The sequence below is a fragment of the Enterobacter cloacae complex sp. 2024EL-00214 genome (assembly GCF_043945575.1).
GTDB lineage: Bacteria > Pseudomonadota > Gammaproteobacteria > Enterobacterales > Enterobacteriaceae > Enterobacter > Enterobacter cloacae_P.
In genome coordinates this window covers 289,914-307,459 of the sequence record NZ_JBIMRC010000002.1, presented here as the reverse complement: position 1 = coordinate 307,459, position 17,546 = coordinate 289,914, and the positions used below count along the sequence as shown (strand labels likewise).

Genomic DNA, 17,546 nt, shown 5'->3' with positions numbered 1-17,546 from the left:
TGCGGCGGTCTAGTCGATTACGATTTTTCCTGACTTTATAGCGTCGTAGATAAGCTCTGCTGAGTGTCCGTTGCTAGCTGAACCTCGGCACAATTCAGCAATGGCAAAAATAATCTCCTGTTTCTTCTTATCCGCTTCTGAGCGGATGGGGCGGAATTCGATTTTATCCAATGGCTGAATAAACTCATTCTTGCTTGACCAGTGCTCCATGAAGACATTATGCATACCGTAGGCCAGCACTTTTCCGCGAGAAAAATCAGTGCGATATTTTACTTTGGTAAACTTGTATTCGATATCCACGCCCACCGGAGGCAATCCCTCGCCATCCCATTCTGGCTTGCTGGCTGCAAGTGCGGCTTCGTATTGCTCTCGTGGAATTTCAGCCATCATCCAGTCATCCGCCAATTCTGAATGAAACATGTGATTACCTCCTCCAGCCTGATAAACATAACCACTGCTATCCTGAACAGCAGCCGTGATATTAAAAGGCCATCCACCACGCTTCGGTAACTCCTGAACCAAAATATCAATAAGTTTCACATCCATCTCCTTACGCTAATTTCTTATACACGCGAGGCTCATCAACAGTAGCCGCGCGGAGTAAACTTTCCGCATGAGTTGAGTACGTGCCGTCATCCCATTGAATGTATGCAAGTGGGTCTTTGCTATCAGCATCAATATGATTAACGACAACTCCACGAATAAATCCGAATTTAAGCTGCACTAACGCGCCCACAGCAAATTTAGCCATAACAAGCCCTCTGATTGATGTGCGAGTGAAGATATAGCGCTCAGAGCCATAATTCCGACTATGAGCCAGATAATAGGATTGGCGTGCATGGTGACTCCGGATAAAGAAAAACCCGCTTAGTGCGGGTTTGTTATTTAAGGGGAGGTTTCGGTATCGGCTGCCAGTGGGTGACATCACCAGGAACAGAATAGTAATCGTGTTGTGTTTGCCAGGTATCTCCATCCCACCAACCCTGACCTACGTCATGACCATTTGAGATATGCACATCAGTCATTCCTTCAGGCATCCGCTCACTGCAAGCCACCCAACCATCCGGAATCTCCGGAGAGTTGCCAGCCTCATAAGCAACGCGTAGCCAGTTGAAAAATACCTCCGTCATCACGCATCCACATTCGACGTCAATGGTGCCTGTCTGCTGCGAAAGCCACTGCTCGAATGGCAGCTTGTAAGCCGTCGTTACAGGTTCAGCACCCTGAAGCATGGCGGCGCGGCAGGCGTCAATGCGAACTTCGATCCCCGCCTCCTCCAACGCAAGCAATAAGCCTCGCTCGCTGTCCCCGCAGTCGTCCAACGTGTCATTGAGCACCGAAAGCGCTTTTTCAAAATCCTCATCGTGAATAGCGAGCGGCACAGATACCGGCGCTGGCGGGACTATGAATAAGCGCTCAATCACGCAGTTCTCAAGTTCGAAAGTGTCTGGCTGGCGATGATCTGTATAATCCCAACGCTCACTACCTACAGCAGCAGGTGATTTTAGCTTCGACCTGAACGCCACAGCCTCCACTTCTAGCGATGCCAGCGCGATTTTGAAGATAGCCGCATCAAGTTCAGCCTCTTCAACGTCTGGGTATGTTGCAGCTACTGCAAGCCGATGCTGAAGCTTTGCTATTAACTGCTCTTTGGTGAATTCTCTGGTAATAGTGCTCATGGGTTAGTCCTCACGGAATTTCTGATGCCCTCGGCAATATCGAATAGCGCTTCTGAGTAGTCGCGCTGAGCGTCATTGCTAAACTCAAACGTACCTGTGTCGTTATCGGTTCGCCCATGTTCGCTGTCGTAAGACTCGCGCTGCTTATCCACCCAGTTCGCGGCAGCAATTACACCGTCACTGAAAGCTGATTCGGTAGGCATGAAAGACAGGTCAGCGAAGAACTCGCCAAATCCAAAGCACACTGAGTAAGCAAGGCGACCGTGATGCTTATAGCCAGGGTTGGTGATATCTGTAGTCGCATAGGTTGCAGTTATCTCTGCAACGACTTCCTCTGGTTTTGATGGGGTCTCTACCCATGGGATGCAAATCAGATCAAAGTCACGCGCCATTGTCCCGTGAATAGCCATCGCGTAACCGTGCTTACGCGCTATTTCTGCCAGCGCGGGATATAGAGCGCAATAAACTGGTGCCAAGTTAGCTGGTCTCATGCTGACTCTCCTTTTCCGGCTGCGGCGACGTTGATGCCAGCGTTATCACAGGCGATGCGGAATGCCGCTTGAAGTTCTCGCGCAACGTGTGGCACATAGCCGTCGAAGTTAGGCATTTCGACAGTCTTTTTCTCTGCGGCTTCCAGCGCCTTTACCAGCTCATCAACGGTTCCAGCTGCTTGGCGCGCGTAATCGGTAATTGCCAGCTCGCATTCAATTTCAGTGCCGTTTTCGTTGGTGTGGCAAATAGCAAAGTAGTCGGAGTCGATTTCGTTATCAGCCAAATGCCTCAGCGTGTCAGCAACAAGTTCGCCGTTTTCAATCAGCAGCTCTGTCGCGCGTTTGTCGATGTTGCTCATTGGGCGACCTCCACTTCTGCTGCAGCTTTTTCCACTGCGCCTCTTACCACTGCGTTGATGGTGTAGTGATCTTCAGCCGTAAGCAGATCGCCAACTTCATGCTGGACTGAATCGAGAATCTCAAAAAGGTAATTTTCAAGGCTACTCAGCATGGCATTTGCCACTAATTCGCGGTTTAATTTGCTCATGACTGCAATCCTTTTTTCTGCTTGTTGTATACAGCCCAGCTCAGAGCATCGAGCTTGTCACGACCTGCTTTGTCGTACATGTGGATGCCGTCTTTGCAGGCATGCTCCTGCTTAACCTGCTCCTCAAGAGCGCTTATCTCTTCGTAAGACAAGGTTGACAGTTTGAGGCGATTCCAGCCGAAATTGCTGATGCGTGTCATGACTGCACTCCTTTGCGAAGCTGGGCTGCGAATCTCTCAGCATCAACTGCGCTTCCGCAATATGCAGCGCGAGTCATGGAATCCAATTCTTTGCGGTTATTTCTGACGTATTCCTTCTGGATTTCAGCAAACATCTCCACCCCCTGAGCCCGCACTTCAGCCAGGAAAGCGTCGGTCGCCGGGGTTTCTTTATCGCACCACACCGTGATAATTTCTGGGTCGTTGAAATCTTCCGCCATCATAGTCGCCAGTTTGCGCACATCGATTTTCAGCGCCGCACTCTCCGCAGCCATCTTCTCCAGCTGCATCTGCAGATTCTCGATAGTCGCATCAGCAGCACGGAACTCGCGCTTAGACTCTGCAAGCTTCTCTTTCAGAATATCCTCTCGCTGAAGTGAATCACTAAGATTCAGTTCAAGCTCTTTAGCATTCATCATTTCTTCGCCCTCTGGTTTAACCACGCTGTCAGGTATCTATTGTTGTTGAGGCGCTCTGCATTCCCGAATGAGTCACGCTTCAGCATTTCTTCTCGTGGGATGTCGTTAATTGGTTTGAAGCGGTGTCCGGCGATGAGTTCTTGGGGTTGAATGAATGGGTCGTAAGTTAATCCGATCATGATGAATTCCTCAGTCCATGCGTACATGACCAAATCGGCCGTAGTAAACACGGTCACGGTCATTGCATCTTGATGGTTGTTTAGGTCCGACTGTTTCCCAGCCAGGGGAGAAGGAGGCCATGAAGTTGTCATGCCAGAGCTTTGATTCGTATTTTCTGGTGAGCTTCTCTATCCAGTAATCGTCCTGCGCATCCTGAATCTGCTCCGGCGTGCGTTCATCCTTTGGCAGAGTTCCGTTTTCTTTCTGCTGGTAATAAAGCTCAAGGCCAGCACATATCCTGGCAATAACTTCGTCCTTCGATTCCAGTTTTTTAGGTGCACGGAAGTAACCATTTTCATCATGTGACATGGCTTAATCCTTAAACTGGAGGCGAAGCTATGCCGCCTCCGTGAGGTGAAATAGAATGTTCAGGTGGTGGTTATGCTGCTTCTAGGTCTTCTGGATAGGCAGGTTTGAAGTGCTTGTGCCATTCAACATGGCAGGCTTTACATAGCCACATAACATCGGTTGGCTTGCTGTAGTCGCAGTGGTGAGCATCTGGCGTACAACTGCTTCCACAGGTCTCACACGTTCCAGGCCTAACTAGTTTTCCCTTCTTGATGGCGCGTTTGACGGCCCATTTAGCCTTTTGTTTTAGGGGTTGGCTTTCGTTGTAATTATCTCTGGCAAGCTGTAAAGCGATCCTTCCCTTTTCGGTCTTGTTGTAATTACGGCAAGCTTTATTGTGAATATGCTTGCCTGTTCCTTTTTGGTAATCAGAAACTCGCTTTTTGGTGCATTCTTTGCACACTTTGTTTCGTGGATAGAAGCCATCGAGCGGCTTCTCCTCTCCGCATTTTCTGCAAGTAATCATGATTGCTCCCGTCTTCTAAAAAGGGATTTCATCGTCGAAGTTCATTGGAGGTTCGCCAGCCTGCTTAGGCTGTTGCGTCTGGCTGTTTTGCTGCTTTGGCTGGCTATCCGCTTCGCGCTTACCGCCAAGCATTTGCAGCGTTCCGCCAATACCAACCAGAACCTCTGTAGTGTATTTCTCTGCGCCTGACTGATCTGTCCATTTTCGGGTGCGCAGCTTTCCCTCCAGATACACCTCAGAGCCTTTCCGCAGGTATTCACCGGCAACTTTCGCTATATTTCCACTCAGCACTACACGGTGCCATTCTGTTTGCTCTTTCTGCTCGCCGGTCTGCTTGTCTCGCCACTGTTCCGATGTGGCTACGGTCATGTTGGCAAATGCAGCGCCAGAAGGCGCATAGCGCACTTCCGGATCCTGACCTAATCGACCTAGAATGATTACCTTGTTGACGCCTCTGCTAGCCATTTATGCCGCCTTATCTGCTGGTTCTAAATCTGATTTACGAGCGTCGTAAACCTCTTTTGCTTTTGACTGGTATTCAGTGCCGCGAAGCGTTCTCCATGCCTCTTCAAACAATGGCTTAAGCTCATCCATGCTTTGCGCATTGCCAGCCATATCAACGAATGATTTAAGCGTTTCTTCGTGAGGGTTAACGCCTGACTCCAGCCAGTTAAGAAGCTGCTTGCCGGTTTCCTCGCTGAGGATTACAGGGTCTGAGTTAGAGAAGAGTTTTGTACGGTCCTTACTGGCGATCGCATGATGCGTTTCATGTGTGATATCCAGTACAGTAGTGAACTCGTATTCAACGCCGTCACGCTGCTCTGACTTCATGCCAAGTTTGGCGACCTTCTTGCGGCCATTCTCCTCCACCTGAGCCGTCTCAGTCTTGCTTCGCATTGTGGCGATAATGTGCATAGGCGAACGAAGAATTGCGTCAAGGAACAGGCGGTGACGCGGGTTAATCTCGCTCCATGCTGACCAACTGTTACCGCGATATTTTGCTTTGGCAATAGTGTCTACCAACTCAAGGCAGCCACCGACGCCACCCCATTCGTGCGTGATGCTGTCGATAACCAGAGAGTCATATCCAGCATCCTCTGCTGACTTAATCGCCTCAATGAAGCGCTCTGGTGAGAATGGCGGATCCAGTTCCAGCACATCGAACTCAGCCACATCAGAATAAAGCGATGCGCTTCCTTTCTCGGTGTCGATAAAAGCAATCTTGCCGCCAATCCCTTTGGCAACCAGTAATGCACTGTATGTTTTACCTGATCCACTTGGCCCGGTAAGTGCCAGCCGTAGTTTGGCTTTCTTTCTCATGGCTTTTTCGAATTTCATGGTACTCACCTTTTAGAACGGGCATCCGCCCAGGAAATAACGTTGATTAAGCACTTCTAAGCGCGACAGGTTGAGATACACACGCATGCGCTCTCTGTCACCCTTGTGACGCCACCACAGAGCCTGTGTCGTTGTCAGGCGGCGTTGTATCTGACTCTCTTTCACTGTTGTTGTCGGCTGCATGGAAACCTCCTTCGCTACCAATTAAATCTTGCATGAGACGCACAAAGGCATCTTCTGACCAGGTATCTGCAATGCTCATGATTTGCGATACCACGGCATGCCAACTGCTGACTTCATCTGCTCATTGGCCTGCAGCCACATCTGCGCATTGCCGAGATAGCGAGCGATAACCGCTTTGCTCTGCGCTGCTTTGAGCAGGCTGTGATTTATAACTGGTGACATAAACCCTCCAGGTGCTTACGGGCAGCACGAATAAGACGGCGAACACGTTTGGATAATTCGGATTCGGTTGGGTAATAGGCGGACACGACGGCACCGCCCGCGATAGCAAATGTCATCGTGGGATTCCTTAATTGATTAGTAAGTAATACGAGTGGCGAAGACTTCGCCTTTTACGATTGCGGTGATGATGTTCTTGGCTACTTCTTCGCTTGCCCCGGCCTTGATAAGGTCAGCGAGAATTTTGTTATTCACTTCTTTGCGATGCGCTTTATCTTGTGCGCGGCGCTCTTCTTCATCCTTGATTCGTTTTTCCTCTTCCAGTCGTGCTGCTTCCTTTGCTTCCGTCTCACGCCGAATACGCTCGGCCTCTTCCTGAGCTTTCTTTCTCTCTGCTTCGATAGCTTCCTGCTTCTCACGTTCAGCTCGCTCAAGCGCTTCTTTGGCTTCGCGTTCAGCTTTTTCTTTTTCCTGCTTAGCCAGAAGCTCTGCCTGAGCTTTTGCAGCGATGGCGACAATCACGCGTTTCTTGGCTGCCGCTATTTCTGCTGCTGCTTTTTCCTCTGCCTCACGCTTAGCTCGTTCTTCTGCCTGCCGTTTAATTTCCTCTTCATGTGCAATACGCTGGCGTTCCTGTTCAGCTATCTTTTCCGCTAACTCACGGATGAAAGCGTCATTCATCAGCAATGCCATTTCATGATCGGATTCAATCTTTTTAGCTAGCTCTTCTGCCGCCCGCTTAGCTTCTTCTGCCTGTTTAATTCGCTCCTGTTTGACTTCATAATCAGTCAATGGCTGACGGGCTTTCTCTTTCAGTTCATCCAGGCGATCGCGGACTGTTTTGCGGTTTGCATCGATAAGCTTTGGAATCTCTTTCAGTTCGGCGACAAGGTCTTTGCCAAGACCATCAAGATAGGTTTTTGTCTGTGCAACTTTGTAAGCCAGAGAAGCGATCTCCTTTCTGCCCTTTGCCGTAGTAACATCAGGCACAAAGGACATAACTTCACGCTCAACTTTCTGGAGAATATCTTCAATCTGGTCGGCAGATTTGAAAACCGTCATTGCATTCGCTTTCTCAATAACAACTAAATCCGTTGTTTCACTCATGGGCTGGTTCCTTATGTTGTGTGTGATTGCATAGCGCTGCGTTCGTTGAGCGCACTGATATGCAGTTAAAAAAATGCCCTCACAGTGGAGGGCAAATATGAAACGAGGGGATCTAATCAGACACTATCGAATCGTCTCCGATAGTACGGTGCGGTATTACACCCAATAGCTAACTCATAGAATTAGCTATAAGCTGCTATTCGCTTGGTGGTTCAGGTAATGGCATCCAGTGGGTGATACTCAAATTCAAGCTAATACAAGCGCCTCCGTCATAATTTGATGCGCTAAGCCCATCTTCCATTAGGTTAAACCTTCCATGAAGAAACCAAGATGGAACAAAGGCATATAGTGTTCCACTTTCAATTTCTGCGGCAACGACATAAGTGTCTTCTTCCGGCATCCGCTCACTACATTTGACCCAATCCATCACTCCTCCCGAGCCTTGAGCATTGCATCAGCTAGAGCGTAAGACGCTTCCGCCACCGCATCACATTTTCCACTAACCGATGGGTGGGCGTCCGATTCCGAGAAGCTTGCCAACCATCCAGACATTGCCTTTGCTGCGAAGTAATCACGCAAGGTCATTCCTGAATCCATGCCATGATATTCCGTAGCTGGAACTGGAAACGCTGATTCGTTTTTCATATCACTCCTCCCCCAGAGCCTTGCTGATGGCTGCGCGAGCCAAGGCAACATCCTCACTGTGCAATTCACAATTGCCGTCATCGTGATAGCTGATGATCAACTGAAGTGCTGCGAGCAAATCAGGAGCTGCTGCTATCAGTAGCGCATCCTCCCTTTCATTTCTTGTTGCTGCTTCAATGTATGTGTCACCAATCGTCACACCATGGAACGTAGTCATCATCTCGTTGACGTTTCTAACCGTGTACTTCCATTTACCAGGCGTACCCTTAAACTCTTTCATATCCACCTCTGTTGTTTATGCCAAAAGAAGGCCGACTATGCGGCCTATTTTGTTTTCACTATTATTTTGAAAAACCAGCATCAACCAGATGTTCAGACAATGCATCGGCAATAGCGGCGCTTCTGGTGCGTCCTCCATTTCCGTCTTCTTCATCAAATTCAGCAGGGTCAAAACTGCGGAGAAATTCACAAATGATAATTGATAATTCATTTGCCTTATCTTGTTCAATGCTACTCATATCTACCTCGCTGTAACCTGTTTACTTGTACGATGACCAGCTGCTAATGCGTCAGAGAAGTTAGCAAACTCACCGTGATACTTGTTTCTTGCTTCTGACAGGGCGTTGTATGCCTCATCACAGGTTGTGAAATAACCAATGTGAATCTCCTTGCCATTTGCATGAATTCTTGCTCGCCATCTCCCATTGCTTGCCATGTCAATACCCTTTATCCCGCTTGTGTTATTTGATTGCATGCCTCTATTCATATTGTTTTGGCTTATTGTTGCCTCCCTAAGATTGCAGATTCGGTTATCTGTCTTTATCCCGTTGATGTGATCAACAGTTATTGGAAGGTATCCATGAGTAATAAAAAAAGCAGCACGATGAAGTCTTATATTCTTTCCATTTATCAATAAACAAAAGTAACCTGTCACACGATTAAGGAATCCAGCATTTTTAAGCGAATACTTTGTATTCCAAGATTTAGAAGACCTTTCATCTGTAAAGTGATGAACAGGTCTAACCTTCCATGTAAAAATTCCTGTATCAGCGTTGTAATCAAGGCATTCACGAAGAAAATCTTGGGAAAACATACTTACCTCGCCGTAATTTGTTTGGTGTTTCTGAATCCAGCATTGAACATCGCCACTTCTGGCAGACACACAGCGGCGCTCACATCCTGTTTACGCCCGAATTCATTCGCATACACAATCGCTGCACGCTCAAGGTTGCGTTTATATTCTTCCAGCTGCCAGAACGCGTCCTGCACCATGAACTTGATCGGCTTAGCGTCTTCAATACGCTTAGGTGTTTCGTGAGTGCCTTTAGCCTGAATCTGCGCACGGCTGAGAGTAGGACGATGCATTACTTCTGAGCTTGCCGTAATCTCATTCTGGAGCGCGGCACGACGCTCACGACGACGACCTGATGCTGAGCCATTGAAAGCTGTTCTGCGTGTCATAGTGACCTCCTGATGAACTTTGGTGATGCGAAGGCCGGTGCTTATCTTCGGCTTGCCTCAATGGGCTGCATTTCATCGCATCCCAAAGTTCACTTTGGTTGTTAGGCTTTTCAGCCTCGTAGATTCATCTCTGAATCGTTGTATGTTCACCGTCCTGGTGAGTAGTGCGTCCTGCTGATGTGCTTAGTATCACCGCAAGTGGTATTGCAGTCAACACCGCGAGAGATATTTTATTACCGCAAATGGTTATGTGTATGTATTTCATGGTTATTTATTTTCATAAAAGCTTCATGCGATACTGCTTCGAGTGAAAAATGAGCGAGGGATTGGTATGAAAAGTGAGGATGAGTTCTTTGCAGAGCTTCACCCGCAGGTGGTGGAGGTGCTGGGCACGGCTGTTATGCAGATACTGGTAGAGCAGCGCGAGCCGTCAAGAGAGGCGCTGATAGAGATGATTCAGGTGCTGTGGCAGGAGGATGATGTGGACTTGGCTGTAGAACTGGCTATTGACGTGCTGAGCTTGCCGAAATAGTAGTGAAAAATGGATCTCGGTAGAACCTGCATCGTTGCTGGATTTGTTGGGGCTTTTATGGGCAAAAAAGGCCTAAAATAGATCCAGCGAATTGGCAAAGAAAACCCGGCTCGGTGGCCGGGTTGGGCTATAAATCAGAATTTTGAAATGTCGATGTTGTAGATCGCCATCCATGCCTCTGCGGGATAGGAGTTAAGCGGTACTGATTGGTAATGCGGGGTAAGAATTTCAACAGATAAGCTGTGATAACTGCAGTAGTTTGCCAGCATCTGCCAGCTATATTTTCCAGGAATAACGCTCTTTACATGCGCAATCGTGGCATGCCTAAACCCTTCACCTTTACTATGAACGTATTTGTTATGCTGCATGACGTGGTGACCGAAAGAGCCGCGTACAGACTTAAACTGGCCGTCTTTCTTTTCCAGCATCATCTGAGCGCGTTCTGCCGCTTCCGCCTGATCTGCCAGTTGGCGAAGAGCATCAGCGTATGTTTGTGGCACCATCTTATACCCGCCTGTTTTACGGATGGATGGAAGCACCTCGGAGGTAACCCACTTTTTAAAATGTTTTGCCTCTACTTTCTGCGATCCCATGACTGCATTATATAGCCCAGATTCATTAATAAGTGTCTGATTTGTATAGTTTCGTCCATTTTGCAGGGTTTGCTTTCTCTTTTCATCATCATCCAGTCTTTCTGTCATGTTACTGGTTTCAGCATACCCAAGAATATCTGCAACGTCCTTAGCAACAAACCACACTTCTGAATCATCGTCAGTCATAGTCCTGACGGCATTGCCGTTAAAATCAAATTCATTTAGAGCTACTGGATGACTCATCATTTCACCTAATAAAATTGGCATCCAATGCTTTACATGGGAAAACGCTTGAGGTAATCTCCCCAATCGAGATCTCAAGAAAACATTCTAGCCGATGTTTTTGTGGGCCCAGAAGGTTGCTGCCTTCTGGGCTTTTCCTTTGTTGGCGAGCAGAAAACGATCACACAACAGCGGGATCCTACCCAGGCTAAACAGAAACTTCAACAAAATGATCAGCTTATAGCTGATTTTTTTCACACCTGTAATTCCATCCAATAAAAAAGGCCGCATCTCTGCGACCTCTCTCTTATCAGAACTATCACCCAAACGTCTCGTCAGGCCACTGGCTGGCGACAACCTTCCCTACAACTCGGCAGTTCTCATTGCATGGAATCATAGGGAACTGTGGGTTTAACGGCTGAAGGAATGCCTGTCCGCTATCCTTGATCAGTCTCTTGAAGGTGAACTCATCACCATCCAGCCGCGCAATGCAGAAATCACCTGGGTCAACCGGTTCCTCTGGATCAACAAGGATAAGCATTCCTTCAGGGAAGCTTGGGCGTGAACCGGCAGGGGCAGTCATTGAGTGCCCATCTACCTCTAACCAGAACGCAGCATCACTGGCTTTCTTCGTTGTACTCACCCATCCCTCAGCATCTCGCTGAGTGAACGTTCGAAATTCAGGAGAAAACATACCAGCTTGCACATGCGAGAAGACTGGATACTCATACTCGTTTCTCTTCTGTACATCTGCGCCTATGGCTCTGTACAAGTCAGAAATCTCTTTGGCTATTGACGGACTAAATTCCTCTATTCCTACCTGAAGAATATTTGCCAGCATAGCTGCATTGTTCGCATTAAGGGCATTTACGCCGTTTAAAATCGCCCCAACAGCTGATTGCCCGATCCCCATGGAAAAAGCAATGCCTTCTTGAGATAGGCCAAGCTCTGATTTCTTTTTCTCGTATATAGCCTTCAAACGCATAGCGTCTTCAAGCTGCTCTTTGGTTAGTGGTTTCTTTTTAGCGCTCATACGTCAAATTTATCACCGCAGGGGATAAACATCTAACACCGTGCGTGTTGACTATTTTACCTCTAGCGGTGATAATGAATCCATGTACTAAGGAGGTTGTATGGAACAGCGCATAACCCTGAAAGATTATGCCCTGCGTTTTGGTCAAACCAAGACCGCACAAGATCTTGGCGTTTACCAAAGTGCAATTAACAAGGCTATTCGCTCTGGTAGAAAGATTTTTTTAACAGTTAAACCTGACGGCAGCATTGATGCGGAAGAAGTGAAGCCATTCCCAAGCAATAAGAAAGCCGCATAAGCACCACTCCCACAACGGACATTCGTCCTACGTCGCTGAAAAGCGAATCTAAAACTTCAAATCGCATCAACCGATGCGTAAACACTTATTAACTAAAGGAAGTATTACAAATGGAACACGCAAACAAACGCAACGAGGCAATGCGCATTGAGAGTGCCTTGCTTAACAAGATCGCCCTGATTGGCACAGAGAAAACAGCAGCAGCTGTAGGTGTCGATAAAGCACAGATTAGCCGGTGGAAGCGAGACTGGATTCCTAAGTTCTCGATGCTTCTGGCAGTGCTTGAATGGGGAGTTGTTGATGATGAGATGGCGAGACTTGCTCAGCAGGTGGCATCGATTCTCACAAAAGAAAAACGCCCAGCTGTTGGTAGCAGTCTGAGCGCTTAGAACACTGTGTTACGTCAACACATCTAACAGGAGAAATCTTAATGCAAAAACGCAAAAAGCACCAGGAAAAAGAAGAGATTCGACACCCTGATTCACCTGAAGGATTAGTGAATACAGCTGCCAATAACCGGGCGTTCGCAGAGCGTCTTATTGGCGTTTACAGACTAGCCAAAGCAGGAGTGAAGAATGGGCGTCGTTAAACAAATGTCCGATTACAGGCCACCGCTGGAGGCCGTGGAGCCAAAAGTGGCGCAGCTTGAAGAAGGCTTTACTCGGTTAGCCAATGAACTGCTTGAAGCAACAATGAGCTCAGGTCTGCCAGAGACTGAGCTTTGCATCGTGATGGCTGTATGGAGAAAGACATATGGCTTCAGCAAGAAGATGGACTGGATTAGCAACGAGCAATTAGGAGAGATGATTCTCAAGCATTACACACATTGCTCAACAGCTAAAAACAACCTCATCAGGAAGAAGGTGCTTGTTCAGGAAGGACGGAAAATCGGCATCAACACAACCATTTCTGAGTGGCAAACAAAGAATAACGGAAAGTGCTTAACATTAGCGGAACCTGCTAAGAAAACATTAGCAGAACCTGCTAACGCACCTTTGCAGAATCTGCTAACCACAAAAGAAACTACTCAAAAGAAAGAAATAAAACAAAACACACAGTCATCTTGCGATGACCGCTCGCCGGTTAAACCTGCAAGACGAAAGACTGTTCGCATCAACTACGAAGAGTACCTGGATGCCTACAACGAAATCGTGGGTGACAGATTACCTCACGCTGTAGAAGCCAACGCCGAGAGAAAGCGCAAGCTGAAAACGCTTATCGGCTCTCTGGCGACAAAAAACCTTGATGGCTTCAAGGCATACGTGAATGCGTTTATGCGCATGGCAAGACCTTTCCACTTTGGCGATAACGATCGCGGCTGGTCAGCTGATTTTGATTATCTTCTCCGGCCTAAAGTTTTAACAAAAATCCGTGAGGGAACACTATGAGACAGGATATCGAGGCCAGTGTAATCGGCGGACTTCTCCTTGGAGGGTTAACGCCATCTGCAAACGATGTGCTGGAAATGCTTGAGCCAGAATCTTTTGCCATTCCGCTTTACCAGAAGGTCTTCTCTGTCATCCGCAAACATGCTCGCACAAGAAACATGATCGACGGCCTCATGGTCGCAGAGGAGTGCGGTGATGAACATTTTGCCGATGTGATGGAGGCTGCCAAAAACTGCCCTAGCACAGCAAACCTGAAGGGTTATGCAGGAATGGTAGCTGATATGCATGAGCGCCGTATGGTACTCAAGCTTATTGACGATGTGCGAGGTGTTATCAGCAACGGAACGCGTGACACATCGGCGGCAGCCATAGACGAGTTAACGACAAAGTTATCACTTATTCGAAAACCTAGAGGGGAGGTTAAACCTGTCCATCTGAAGGAAGTTCTCACTGAGTACACGGATATTCTGGACAAGAGACTACGCAATGGAGAGGAATCCGACACGCTTAAAACTGGAATTGCTGAGCTCGATGCAATTACTGGCGGAATGAACCCAGAAGACCTCGTGATCATCGCAGCTCGTCCCGGGTGCGGAAAGACGGAAATCTCTCTCAAGATAGCCGAAGGTGTTGCATCGAAAGATATACCCGGAACAAATCGCAAGCGTGGTGTGCTGATTTTCTCAATGGAGATGAGTAAGACGCAGATCGCGGAGAGGAGCATTGCCGGTAGTGGGAATATGTCAGTAAACGTTCTTCGAAATCCAGCCAAGCTGGACGATGAAGGATGGGCGCGTATCGCGAATGGAATATGTGCGCTCAAGGAGTTGGACGTTTGGCTGGTAGATGCTTCTAAGCTCACGGTAGAACAAATTCGCAGTGTTGCAGAGCGTCACAAACAGGAGCACCCAGACCTATCTCTCATCATGGTCGATTATCTCGGACTGATTGATAAGCCAAAGTCAGAGCGAAATGACCTTGCTATTGCTCATATCTCCGGAAGCCTGAAGGCAATGGCAAAAGAGCTTCGCACAACGGTTATTTCTCTTAGCCAGTTATCGAGAAAGGTAGAGGACCGTCCTAACAAGCGTCCAAATAACTCAGATCTCCGTGACTCAGGAAGCATCGAACAGGATGCGGACTCCATCATCATGCTTTATCGCGAAGCGGTGTATGATGAGAACTCCCCCGCAGCGCCATTTGCAGAAATAATCGTTACCAAAAACAGATTTGGATCGCTTGGGACAGTGTACCAACGATTCATTAACGGCCATTTTCATGATTGCGACCAGGAAGAGGCGCGCAAGGCATCAACAGATAGTAAGCCAGCGCAAGGCAGAAGGTACGCAAAAGGAGCACCGGTATGACGTTAAAAAAGTTTGATGCACAGGAATACATTCGCCGAGAAGAGGAGCTTTCACGCATCGTTACCGTTGATGAGACTCACATCGTTTTTCACATCCCTGGTGATCACATCGATGGAAACTATGAAATCGCCTTAAGCACATGCAAAACAGGTGAGCAGATTGTCAGTTGGATTTTCCACCTTACCGAAAAGCAGTGGGTTGACAGAGACATCTTGCGTCGCTTCATCAAAGAGGCCAGCCATCACGCAGGAATAACACTTTAAAACATTGCGGGGGAAGCAGTGAACACACGAGACAAAATACTCAACCACCTTGAAACAAACATTCCCACCTCAGCAGCACAATTCGCAAAAATCCTCGGATGCCAGAAATCACACATCAACCTGCTACTGCGTGACCTTATCGCAGAAGGACTGGTTGAGGTTGATCGCATCAGCAACAGCGTTAAGCACTACCGGCTTGCTTTACTCCATCATGAGCGCACAGAAGCTGTTCTGCGATATCTGGATGAGCACGAAACAGGAATGGCAGTTGAGATATCTACAGCAACAGGAATAGACAAGCGACTCGTTACGAAGATGCTCAAGCACCTTCATGAAAACGGTGATTTGCATCGTGACTGGTGCCACAAGAACGCATGGGTATACAGCAAGAAGCAGGTATTTAACTTTGGTGCAGCTAACCCACTAACTGCATTTATCAACAAGGCATTAAGAGAGGTGCGAATGTGAAGATGGAAGTAGGGACAAGAGTTTCTTCTGAATCAAATGGAACAGGAACAATTGTAGGGCATGATTATTATTTCAACGATGAATATAGATATGTGGTTGATCTAGATGATAAGTCACGGTGGATATTTTCACATATCGACCCAACGAAAATGCCGCGTTTCTTTCCGCGAGAATTAACGAAAATTACTAACTAACACCCCAGCACGCTGATGGAGAGGAATGATGAAGAGGTACAAATTCATTATTGGCGACAACCTGATGTACAACGCCACTCATCTTCGAAGGGTGCGCTGGTACAACTTCCCGTTTGTGCGCTCAGGCCTCATTAACATCCTCGAATGGGAAAGCATCGAAGTAAACGAAAAGGTCGCGGAAGGCTTTGCTCGACTGTACTTCGAACGTCGCGGGATGGTTCCGCATGTGATGGGAAATGAATTGTGATGGAGAGGAATATGGACGAATCAAGAAAGCAGTTTGAAAGGTGGATAAGCAGTTTGCCAATGTGTTCAGCAGAAAGGCATCGCATAGACAATGACCGCTATCGATTTAATACCACCGAAGTGGCGTGGAAAGCATGGCAGGCATCTCGCGCAGCTATAGAGATTGAGTTGCCAGAAGGAGAGCTTGTGTACTCCACTGCAACAGATACATATGGCGAGGATGGTTGCTTGATGCTGCCGGTGGAAACGATAGCGAGGGTGCTCGATGACGCTGGAATCAAAGTGAAGGAGTGAGTATGAGGGTTTATATTGCTGGACCAATGTCAGGTTATCAAAAATTTAATCGACCTGCATTTAACTCAATGGAGTCTATTCAGCAACAATGTGGGAATGTTGTGCTGAACCCCGCCTTGCTACCTGACGGCTTAACGCAAGCGCAGTATATGGATATTTGCTGTGCAATGATCAGGTGTGCAGATGCAGTGGTTATGCTGAAAGGTTGGGAAAAATCAAGCGGCGCGTTTGCAGAGCATGCACTAGCAAAAAAGCTTGGTCTTGAAATTATCTATCAATTCCCGGTGAAATCAATAAATGCAAATCGAGATGATCAAGACAGCAGGGGGAGTATTTGCTCCGGCGTTTGAGCATGACCTTCCCCGCCTTACCAAGTTTCAAAACGGCGAGATGTACACTGCCGAATTCAAGTTAACCCGCAATCCAGCATTCCATCGAAAAATGTTCGCGTTCTTCAACTTCTGCTTTCAGCACTGGGCTGCTGATAAGGCTGGGCATGAGAATGCCGACGAAACCACTCAGTTCAACCGGTTCAGAAAAGACCTGACGATTCTGGCTGGCTTCTACGACATGGTGACGAACATTCGCGGAGAGGTTAGGGCAGAGGCTAAAAGCCTGTCATACGGCAGCATGGAGGCAGATGAATTCGAACGTTGCTACAGCTCTATGATTAACGCAGCTATCAAGCATGTGTTTGGCAAGACGAAAGACCAGAACGTGCTGAATCAGCTCTATTCATTTTTCTGAGGTGCATATCGACATGATCCAATGTGACAGATGCGGAGAGTGGAAAGACGATAAGCGATTCCGTCCAGATCAACCTTGCTGGAATCGATGGTGCATGCGGTGCGAAAGGTCACCGGTAGGCGACTTCCCACTGCCCGAGACAAAGGAGGATGTGTGGCAAGACAGCGACGAAGCATAACCCAAATCGCAATGGACAACCTGATATTCATCCCCACCAAACGCTCCAGAAACAAACCCAAGCCAGTACCTACCGAATCAGACGTAACATCCTATGACCCTGTATGGCCTCTCTTGTCAAAGAGATGGCTACGCCAACGTGCGAGGAAATAGCTATGAGCCTTATCGAAGATTACCAGGGGCGACTCGATGACCTCCTTAATGATGCATCAGGAGACGACATCGACCCCATCGACCTACTGGTCAACTCAATCGCCGATTATCTGGAAGGCGAACTTGAGGATGAAGAAGACAAAACGATTTGCGTCGATTTCGGCGGAAAGAGCCTGATTATCAGCATCGTCAGCAATGACGAGCAGCCAGTTAGCGAGAGGGTGCATTGAT

General features: G+C 47.7%; 40 protein-coding genes and 1 pseudogene. 16 read left to right on the top strand and 25 right to left on the bottom strand.

What is annotated here, in order from left to right; translation table 11 throughout:
* Positions 1–9: 9 nt before the first annotated feature.
* The 23 genes and pseudogenes from ACHHZ6_RS03960 to ACHHZ6_RS03850 all read right to left on the bottom strand — a co-directional run bounded on the left by ACHHZ6_RS03960 (position 10) and on the right by ACHHZ6_RS03850 (position 9,340).
* The gene (locus tag ACHHZ6_RS03960) at positions 10–540 is read right to left on the bottom strand and encodes a hypothetical protein (protein WP_395121810.1); all 531 of its coding nucleotides are present in this window, start codon (positions 538–540) and stop codon (positions 10–12) included.
* Between the two features lie 10 nt (positions 541–550).
* A complete protein-coding gene (locus ACHHZ6_RS03955; RefSeq protein ID WP_395121809.1) occupies positions 551–751 on the bottom strand; it encodes a hypothetical protein in 201 nt (66 codons plus the stop codon).
* 130 nt (positions 752–881) lie between these two features.
* Entirely contained in the window at positions 882–1,679 is a 798-nt protein-coding gene (locus ACHHZ6_RS03950) for a DUF551 domain-containing protein (protein ID WP_395121808.1), read from the bottom strand.
* Positions 1,676–2,170 (bottom strand): hypothetical protein, encoded by a 495-nt coding sequence (locus ACHHZ6_RS03945; RefSeq protein ID WP_395121807.1) that lies wholly within the window; start codon positions 2,168–2,170, stop codon positions 1,676–1,678. Before ACHHZ6_RS03945 ends, ACHHZ6_RS03950 begins: the two co-directional genes overlap by 4 nt.
* 113 nt (positions 2,171–2,283) lie before the next feature.
* Positions 2,284–2,502 (bottom strand): annotated as a pseudogene (locus tag ACHHZ6_RS03940) (ead/Ea22-like family protein); the annotation flags it as partial.
* 23 nt (positions 2,503–2,525) lie between these two features.
* Complete coding sequence (locus ACHHZ6_RS03935; RefSeq protein WP_395121806.1) at positions 2,526–2,717, bottom strand: hypothetical protein; 192 nt, start codon at positions 2,715–2,717, stop codon at positions 2,526–2,528.
* Positions 2,714–2,917 carry a hypothetical protein gene (locus ACHHZ6_RS03930; protein ID WP_395121805.1) on the bottom strand — a complete coding sequence of 68 codons (204 nt, stop codon included), beginning with the start codon at positions 2,915–2,917 and terminating at the stop codon, positions 2,714–2,716. The genes ACHHZ6_RS03935 and ACHHZ6_RS03930 overlap by 4 nt, the downstream gene beginning before the upstream one ends.
* Entirely contained in the window at positions 2,914–3,354 is a 441-nt protein-coding gene (locus tag ACHHZ6_RS03925) for a hypothetical protein (RefSeq protein WP_395121804.1), read from the bottom strand. Before ACHHZ6_RS03925 ends, ACHHZ6_RS03930 begins: the two co-directional genes overlap by 4 nt.
* Positions 3,351–3,533: a DUF2737 family protein gene (locus ACHHZ6_RS03920; protein ID WP_395121803.1), complete on the bottom strand. Its 183-nt coding sequence runs from the start codon at positions 3,531–3,533 to the stop codon at positions 3,351–3,353. The genes ACHHZ6_RS03925 and ACHHZ6_RS03920 overlap by 4 nt, the downstream gene beginning before the upstream one ends.
* Before the next feature lie 10 nt (positions 3,534–3,543).
* Positions 3,544–3,882: a hypothetical protein gene (locus ACHHZ6_RS03915; RefSeq protein ID WP_395121802.1), complete on the bottom strand. Its 339-nt coding sequence runs from the start codon at positions 3,880–3,882 to the stop codon at positions 3,544–3,546.
* Positions 3,883–3,952: 70 nt separating this feature from the next.
* Positions 3,953–4,387: a hypothetical protein gene (locus ACHHZ6_RS03910; protein WP_395121801.1), complete on the bottom strand. Its 435-nt coding sequence runs from the start codon at positions 4,385–4,387 to the stop codon at positions 3,953–3,955.
* A 15-nt stretch (positions 4,388–4,402) separates the two neighbouring features.
* Positions 4,403–4,852 (bottom strand): single-stranded DNA-binding protein, encoded by a 450-nt coding sequence (ssb, locus tag ACHHZ6_RS03905; RefSeq protein ID WP_395121800.1) that lies wholly within the window; start codon positions 4,850–4,852, stop codon positions 4,403–4,405.
* Complete coding sequence (locus tag ACHHZ6_RS03900) at positions 4,853–5,725, bottom strand: ATP-binding protein (protein ID WP_395121799.1); 873 nt, start codon at positions 5,723–5,725, stop codon at positions 4,853–4,855.
* 12 nt (positions 5,726–5,737) lie between these two features.
* Entirely contained in the window at positions 5,738–5,908 is a 171-nt protein-coding gene (locus ACHHZ6_RS03895; RefSeq protein ID WP_395121798.1) for a hypothetical protein, read from the bottom strand.
* A 75-nt stretch (positions 5,909–5,983) separates the two neighbouring features.
* Positions 5,984–6,130, bottom strand: coding sequence for a host cell division inhibitory peptide Kil (locus ACHHZ6_RS03890; RefSeq protein WP_063448780.1), 147 nt, complete (start codon positions 6,128–6,130; stop codon positions 5,984–5,986).
* Positions 6,115–6,246 carry a hypothetical protein gene (locus ACHHZ6_RS03885; RefSeq protein ID WP_062676590.1) on the bottom strand — a complete coding sequence of 44 codons (132 nt, stop codon included), beginning with the start codon at positions 6,244–6,246 and terminating at the stop codon, positions 6,115–6,117. The genes ACHHZ6_RS03890 and ACHHZ6_RS03885 overlap by 16 nt, the downstream gene beginning before the upstream one ends.
* A 19-nt stretch (positions 6,247–6,265) precedes the next feature.
* A complete protein-coding gene (locus ACHHZ6_RS03880) occupies positions 6,266–7,234 on the bottom strand; it encodes a cell envelope biogenesis protein TolA (protein WP_395121797.1) in 969 nt (322 codons plus the stop codon).
* A gap of 196 nt (positions 7,235–7,430) precedes the next feature.
* The gene (locus tag ACHHZ6_RS03875; RefSeq protein WP_395121796.1) at positions 7,431–7,661 is read right to left on the bottom strand and encodes a DUF551 domain-containing protein; all 231 of its coding nucleotides are present in this window, start codon (positions 7,659–7,661) and stop codon (positions 7,431–7,433) included.
* Positions 7,661–7,879 carry a hypothetical protein gene (locus ACHHZ6_RS03870; RefSeq protein ID WP_395121795.1) on the bottom strand — a complete coding sequence of 73 codons (219 nt, stop codon included), beginning with the start codon at positions 7,877–7,879 and terminating at the stop codon, positions 7,661–7,663. Before ACHHZ6_RS03870 ends, ACHHZ6_RS03875 begins: the two co-directional genes overlap by 1 nt.
* 1 nt (position 7,880) lies before the next feature.
* Positions 7,881–8,159 carry a hypothetical protein gene (locus ACHHZ6_RS03865; protein WP_395121794.1) on the bottom strand — a complete coding sequence of 93 codons (279 nt, stop codon included), beginning with the start codon at positions 8,157–8,159 and terminating at the stop codon, positions 7,881–7,883.
* Between the two features lie 61 nt (positions 8,160–8,220).
* Entirely contained in the window at positions 8,221–8,397 is a 177-nt protein-coding gene (locus ACHHZ6_RS03860) for a hypothetical protein (protein WP_395121793.1), read from the bottom strand.
* Between the two features lie 2 nt (positions 8,398–8,399).
* Entirely contained in the window at positions 8,400–8,972 is a 573-nt protein-coding gene (locus tag ACHHZ6_RS03855) for an HNH endonuclease (RefSeq protein ID WP_395121792.1), read from the bottom strand.
* 2 nt (positions 8,973–8,974) lie between these two features.
* Positions 8,975–9,340 (bottom strand): antitermination protein, encoded by a 366-nt coding sequence (locus tag ACHHZ6_RS03850; protein WP_395121791.1) that lies wholly within the window; start codon positions 9,338–9,340, stop codon positions 8,975–8,977.
* 331 nt (positions 9,341–9,671) lie between these two features.
* Between ACHHZ6_RS03850 and ACHHZ6_RS03845 the strand changes: the two genes are divergently transcribed.
* Positions 9,672–9,872: a hypothetical protein gene (locus tag ACHHZ6_RS03845; RefSeq protein ID WP_196094828.1), complete on the top strand. Its 201-nt coding sequence runs from the start codon at positions 9,672–9,674 to the stop codon at positions 9,870–9,872.
* A 134-nt stretch (positions 9,873–10,006) separates the two neighbouring features.
* Here ACHHZ6_RS03845 and ACHHZ6_RS03840 read toward each other — a convergent pair whose 3' ends face one another.
* Both ACHHZ6_RS03840 and ACHHZ6_RS03835 read right to left on the bottom strand, forming a co-directional pair.
* Complete coding sequence (locus tag ACHHZ6_RS03840; protein WP_395121790.1) at positions 10,007–10,732, bottom strand: Bro-N domain-containing protein; 726 nt, start codon at positions 10,730–10,732, stop codon at positions 10,007–10,009.
* 274 nt (positions 10,733–11,006) lie between these two features.
* Entirely contained in the window at positions 11,007–11,720 is a 714-nt protein-coding gene (locus ACHHZ6_RS03835) for a LexA family protein (protein ID WP_395121789.1), read from the bottom strand.
* Between the two features lie 100 nt (positions 11,721–11,820).
* Between ACHHZ6_RS03835 and ACHHZ6_RS03830 the strand changes: the two genes are divergently transcribed.
* From ACHHZ6_RS03830 to ACHHZ6_RS03760, 15 genes are all read left to right on the top strand, one after another.
* Entirely contained in the window at positions 11,821–12,018 is a 198-nt protein-coding gene (locus ACHHZ6_RS03830) for a Cro/CI family transcriptional regulator (RefSeq protein WP_013098070.1), read from the top strand.
* Positions 12,019–12,128: 110 nt separating this feature from the next.
* Complete coding sequence (locus ACHHZ6_RS03825) at positions 12,129–12,407, top strand: lambda phage CII family protein (RefSeq protein ID WP_288725756.1); 279 nt, start codon at positions 12,129–12,131, stop codon at positions 12,405–12,407.
* Between the two features lie 41 nt (positions 12,408–12,448).
* A complete protein-coding gene (locus tag ACHHZ6_RS03820; RefSeq protein ID WP_180249360.1) occupies positions 12,449–12,607 on the top strand; it encodes a hypothetical protein in 159 nt (52 codons plus the stop codon).
* Positions 12,594–13,406, top strand: a complete 813-nt coding sequence (locus ACHHZ6_RS03815) for a replication protein (protein WP_395121788.1) — start codon at positions 12,594–12,596, stop codon at positions 13,404–13,406. The genes ACHHZ6_RS03820 and ACHHZ6_RS03815 overlap by 14 nt, the downstream gene beginning before the upstream one ends.
* On the top strand, positions 13,403–14,773 hold the full coding sequence (locus tag ACHHZ6_RS03810; RefSeq protein WP_395121787.1) for a replicative DNA helicase: 1,371 nt from the start codon (positions 13,403–13,405) through the stop codon (positions 14,771–14,773). The genes ACHHZ6_RS03815 and ACHHZ6_RS03810 overlap by 4 nt, the downstream gene beginning before the upstream one ends.
* The gene (locus ACHHZ6_RS03805; RefSeq protein WP_395121786.1) at positions 14,770–15,036 is read left to right on the top strand and encodes a hypothetical protein; all 267 of its coding nucleotides are present in this window, start codon (positions 14,770–14,772) and stop codon (positions 15,034–15,036) included. The genes ACHHZ6_RS03810 and ACHHZ6_RS03805 overlap by 4 nt, the downstream gene beginning before the upstream one ends.
* Before the next feature lie 18 nt (positions 15,037–15,054).
* Positions 15,055–15,504 (top strand): transcriptional regulator, encoded by a 450-nt coding sequence (locus tag ACHHZ6_RS03800; RefSeq protein WP_395121785.1) that lies wholly within the window; start codon positions 15,055–15,057, stop codon positions 15,502–15,504.
* Entirely contained in the window at positions 15,501–15,698 is a 198-nt protein-coding gene (locus ACHHZ6_RS03795; protein ID WP_395121784.1) for a hypothetical protein, read from the top strand. The genes ACHHZ6_RS03800 and ACHHZ6_RS03795 overlap by 4 nt, the downstream gene beginning before the upstream one ends.
* Before the next feature lie 25 nt (positions 15,699–15,723).
* A complete protein-coding gene (locus ACHHZ6_RS03790) occupies positions 15,724–15,945 on the top strand; it encodes a hypothetical protein (RefSeq protein WP_395121783.1) in 222 nt (73 codons plus the stop codon).
* Positions 15,946–15,956: 11 nt separating this feature from the next.
* The gene (locus ACHHZ6_RS03785) at positions 15,957–16,238 is read left to right on the top strand and encodes a hypothetical protein (RefSeq protein WP_395121782.1); all 282 of its coding nucleotides are present in this window, start codon (positions 15,957–15,959) and stop codon (positions 16,236–16,238) included.
* Positions 16,239–16,240: 2 nt separating this feature from the next.
* Positions 16,241–16,588 (top strand): DUF4406 domain-containing protein, encoded by a 348-nt coding sequence (locus ACHHZ6_RS03780; protein WP_395121781.1) that lies wholly within the window; start codon positions 16,241–16,243, stop codon positions 16,586–16,588.
* Entirely contained in the window at positions 16,536–16,985 is a 450-nt protein-coding gene (locus ACHHZ6_RS03775) for a DUF1367 family protein (RefSeq protein WP_395121780.1), read from the top strand. Before ACHHZ6_RS03780 ends, ACHHZ6_RS03775 begins: the two co-directional genes overlap by 53 nt.
* Positions 16,986–16,998: 13 nt before the next feature.
* Positions 16,999–17,163 (top strand): protein NinD, encoded by a 165-nt coding sequence (gene ninD / locus ACHHZ6_RS03770; protein ID WP_395121779.1) that lies wholly within the window; start codon positions 16,999–17,001, stop codon positions 17,161–17,163.
* Positions 17,139–17,315: a NinE family protein gene (locus tag ACHHZ6_RS03765; protein WP_395121778.1), complete on the top strand. Its 177-nt coding sequence runs from the start codon at positions 17,139–17,141 to the stop codon at positions 17,313–17,315. Before ninD ends, ACHHZ6_RS03765 begins: the two co-directional genes overlap by 25 nt.
* A 2-nt stretch (positions 17,316–17,317) precedes the next feature.
* A complete protein-coding gene (locus tag ACHHZ6_RS03760; protein WP_395121777.1) occupies positions 17,318–17,545 on the top strand; it encodes a hypothetical protein in 228 nt (75 codons plus the stop codon).
* The last annotated feature ends 1 nt before the right edge of the window (position 17,546 follow it).

What these genes read in the sequence shown, in the direction of transcription:
- ACHHZ6_RS03955 (WP_395121809.1), bottom strand. Translation starts at nt 751, where the DNA reads ATGGCTAAATTTGCTGTGGGCGCGTTAGTGCAGCTTAAATTCGGATTT.
- ACHHZ6_RS03950 (WP_395121808.1), bottom strand. Translation starts at nt 1,679, where the DNA reads ATGAGCACTATTACCAGAGAATTCACCAAAGAGCAGTTAATAGCAAAG.
- ACHHZ6_RS03945 (WP_395121807.1), bottom strand. Translation starts at nt 2,170, where the DNA reads ATGAGACCAGCTAACTTGGCACCAGTTTATTGCGCTCTATATCCCGCG.
- ACHHZ6_RS03935 (WP_395121806.1), bottom strand. Translation starts at nt 2,717, where the DNA reads ATGAGCAAATTAAACCGCGAATTAGTGGCAAATGCCATGCTGAGTAGC.
- ACHHZ6_RS03930 (WP_395121805.1), bottom strand. Translation starts at nt 2,917, where the DNA reads ATGACACGCATCAGCAATTTCGGCTGGAATCGCCTCAAACTGTCAACC.
- ACHHZ6_RS03925 (WP_395121804.1), bottom strand. Translation starts at nt 3,354, where the DNA reads ATGATGAATGCTAAAGAGCTTGAACTGAATCTTAGTGATTCACTTCAG.
- ACHHZ6_RS03920 (WP_395121803.1), bottom strand. Translation starts at nt 3,533, where the DNA reads ATGATCGGATTAACTTACGACCCATTCATTCAACCCCAAGAACTCATC.
- ACHHZ6_RS03915 (WP_395121802.1), bottom strand. Translation starts at nt 3,882, where the DNA reads ATGTCACATGATGAAAATGGTTACTTCCGTGCACCTAAAAAACTGGAA.
- ACHHZ6_RS03910 (WP_395121801.1), bottom strand. Translation starts at nt 4,387, where the DNA reads ATGATTACTTGCAGAAAATGCGGAGAGGAGAAGCCGCTCGATGGCTTC.
- ssb (WP_395121800.1), bottom strand. Translation starts at nt 4,852, where the DNA reads ATGGCTAGCAGAGGCGTCAACAAGGTAATCATTCTAGGTCGATTAGGT.
- ACHHZ6_RS03900 (WP_395121799.1), bottom strand. Translation starts at nt 5,725, where the DNA reads ATGAAATTCGAAAAAGCCATGAGAAAGAAAGCCAAACTACGGCTGGCA.
- ACHHZ6_RS03895 (WP_395121798.1), bottom strand. Translation starts at nt 5,908, where the DNA reads ATGCAGCCGACAACAACAGTGAAAGAGAGTCAGATACAACGCCGCCTG.
- ACHHZ6_RS03890 (WP_063448780.1), bottom strand. Translation starts at nt 6,130, where the DNA reads ATGTCACCAGTTATAAATCACAGCCTGCTCAAAGCAGCGCAGAGCAAA.
- ACHHZ6_RS03885 (WP_062676590.1), bottom strand. Translation starts at nt 6,246, where the DNA reads ATGACATTTGCTATCGCGGGCGGTGCCGTCGTGTCCGCCTATTACCCA.
- ACHHZ6_RS03880 (WP_395121797.1), bottom strand. Translation starts at nt 7,234, where the DNA reads ATGAGTGAAACAACGGATTTAGTTGTTATTGAGAAAGCGAATGCAATG.
- ACHHZ6_RS03875 (WP_395121796.1), bottom strand. Translation starts at nt 7,661, where the DNA reads ATGGATTGGGTCAAATGTAGTGAGCGGATGCCGGAAGAAGACACTTAT.
- ACHHZ6_RS03870 (WP_395121795.1), bottom strand. Translation starts at nt 7,879, where the DNA reads ATGAAAAACGAATCAGCGTTTCCAGTTCCAGCTACGGAATATCATGGC.
- ACHHZ6_RS03865 (WP_395121794.1), bottom strand. Translation starts at nt 8,159, where the DNA reads ATGAAAGAGTTTAAGGGTACGCCTGGTAAATGGAAGTACACGGTTAGA.
- ACHHZ6_RS03860 (WP_395121793.1), bottom strand. Translation starts at nt 8,397, where the DNA reads ATGAGTAGCATTGAACAAGATAAGGCAAATGAATTATCAATTATCATT.
- ACHHZ6_RS03855 (WP_395121792.1), bottom strand. Translation starts at nt 8,972, where the DNA reads ATGTTTTCCCAAGATTTTCTTCGTGAATGCCTTGATTACAACGCTGAT.
- ACHHZ6_RS03850 (WP_395121791.1), bottom strand. Translation starts at nt 9,340, where the DNA reads ATGACACGCAGAACAGCTTTCAATGGCTCAGCATCAGGTCGTCGTCGT.
- ACHHZ6_RS03845 (WP_196094828.1), top strand. Translation starts at nt 9,672, where the DNA reads ATGAAAAGTGAGGATGAGTTCTTTGCAGAGCTTCACCCGCAGGTGGTG.
- ACHHZ6_RS03840 (WP_395121790.1), bottom strand. Translation starts at nt 10,732, where the DNA reads ATGCCAATTTTATTAGGTGAAATGATGAGTCATCCAGTAGCTCTAAAT.
- ACHHZ6_RS03835 (WP_395121789.1), bottom strand. Translation starts at nt 11,720, where the DNA reads ATGAGCGCTAAAAAGAAACCACTAACCAAAGAGCAGCTTGAAGACGCT.
- ACHHZ6_RS03830 (WP_013098070.1), top strand. Translation starts at nt 11,821, where the DNA reads ATGGAACAGCGCATAACCCTGAAAGATTATGCCCTGCGTTTTGGTCAA.
- ACHHZ6_RS03825 (WP_288725756.1), top strand. Translation starts at nt 12,129, where the DNA reads ATGGAACACGCAAACAAACGCAACGAGGCAATGCGCATTGAGAGTGCC.
- ACHHZ6_RS03820 (WP_180249360.1), top strand. Translation starts at nt 12,449, where the DNA reads ATGCAAAAACGCAAAAAGCACCAGGAAAAAGAAGAGATTCGACACCCT.
- ACHHZ6_RS03815 (WP_395121788.1), top strand. Translation starts at nt 12,594, where the DNA reads ATGGGCGTCGTTAAACAAATGTCCGATTACAGGCCACCGCTGGAGGCC.
- ACHHZ6_RS03810 (WP_395121787.1), top strand. Translation starts at nt 13,403, where the DNA reads ATGAGACAGGATATCGAGGCCAGTGTAATCGGCGGACTTCTCCTTGGA.
- ACHHZ6_RS03805 (WP_395121786.1), top strand. Translation starts at nt 14,770, where the DNA reads ATGACGTTAAAAAAGTTTGATGCACAGGAATACATTCGCCGAGAAGAG.
- ACHHZ6_RS03790 (WP_395121783.1), top strand. Translation starts at nt 15,724, where the DNA reads ATGATGAAGAGGTACAAATTCATTATTGGCGACAACCTGATGTACAAC.
- ACHHZ6_RS03785 (WP_395121782.1), top strand. Translation starts at nt 15,957, where the DNA reads ATGGACGAATCAAGAAAGCAGTTTGAAAGGTGGATAAGCAGTTTGCCA.
- ACHHZ6_RS03780 (WP_395121781.1), top strand. Translation starts at nt 16,241, where the DNA reads ATGAGGGTTTATATTGCTGGACCAATGTCAGGTTATCAAAAATTTAAT.
- ACHHZ6_RS03775 (WP_395121780.1), top strand. Translation starts at nt 16,536, where the DNA reads ATGCAAATCGAGATGATCAAGACAGCAGGGGGAGTATTTGCTCCGGCG.
- ninD (WP_395121779.1), top strand. Translation starts at nt 16,999, where the DNA reads ATGATCCAATGTGACAGATGCGGAGAGTGGAAAGACGATAAGCGATTC.
- ACHHZ6_RS03760 (WP_395121777.1), top strand. Translation starts at nt 17,318, where the DNA reads ATGAGCCTTATCGAAGATTACCAGGGGCGACTCGATGACCTCCTTAAT.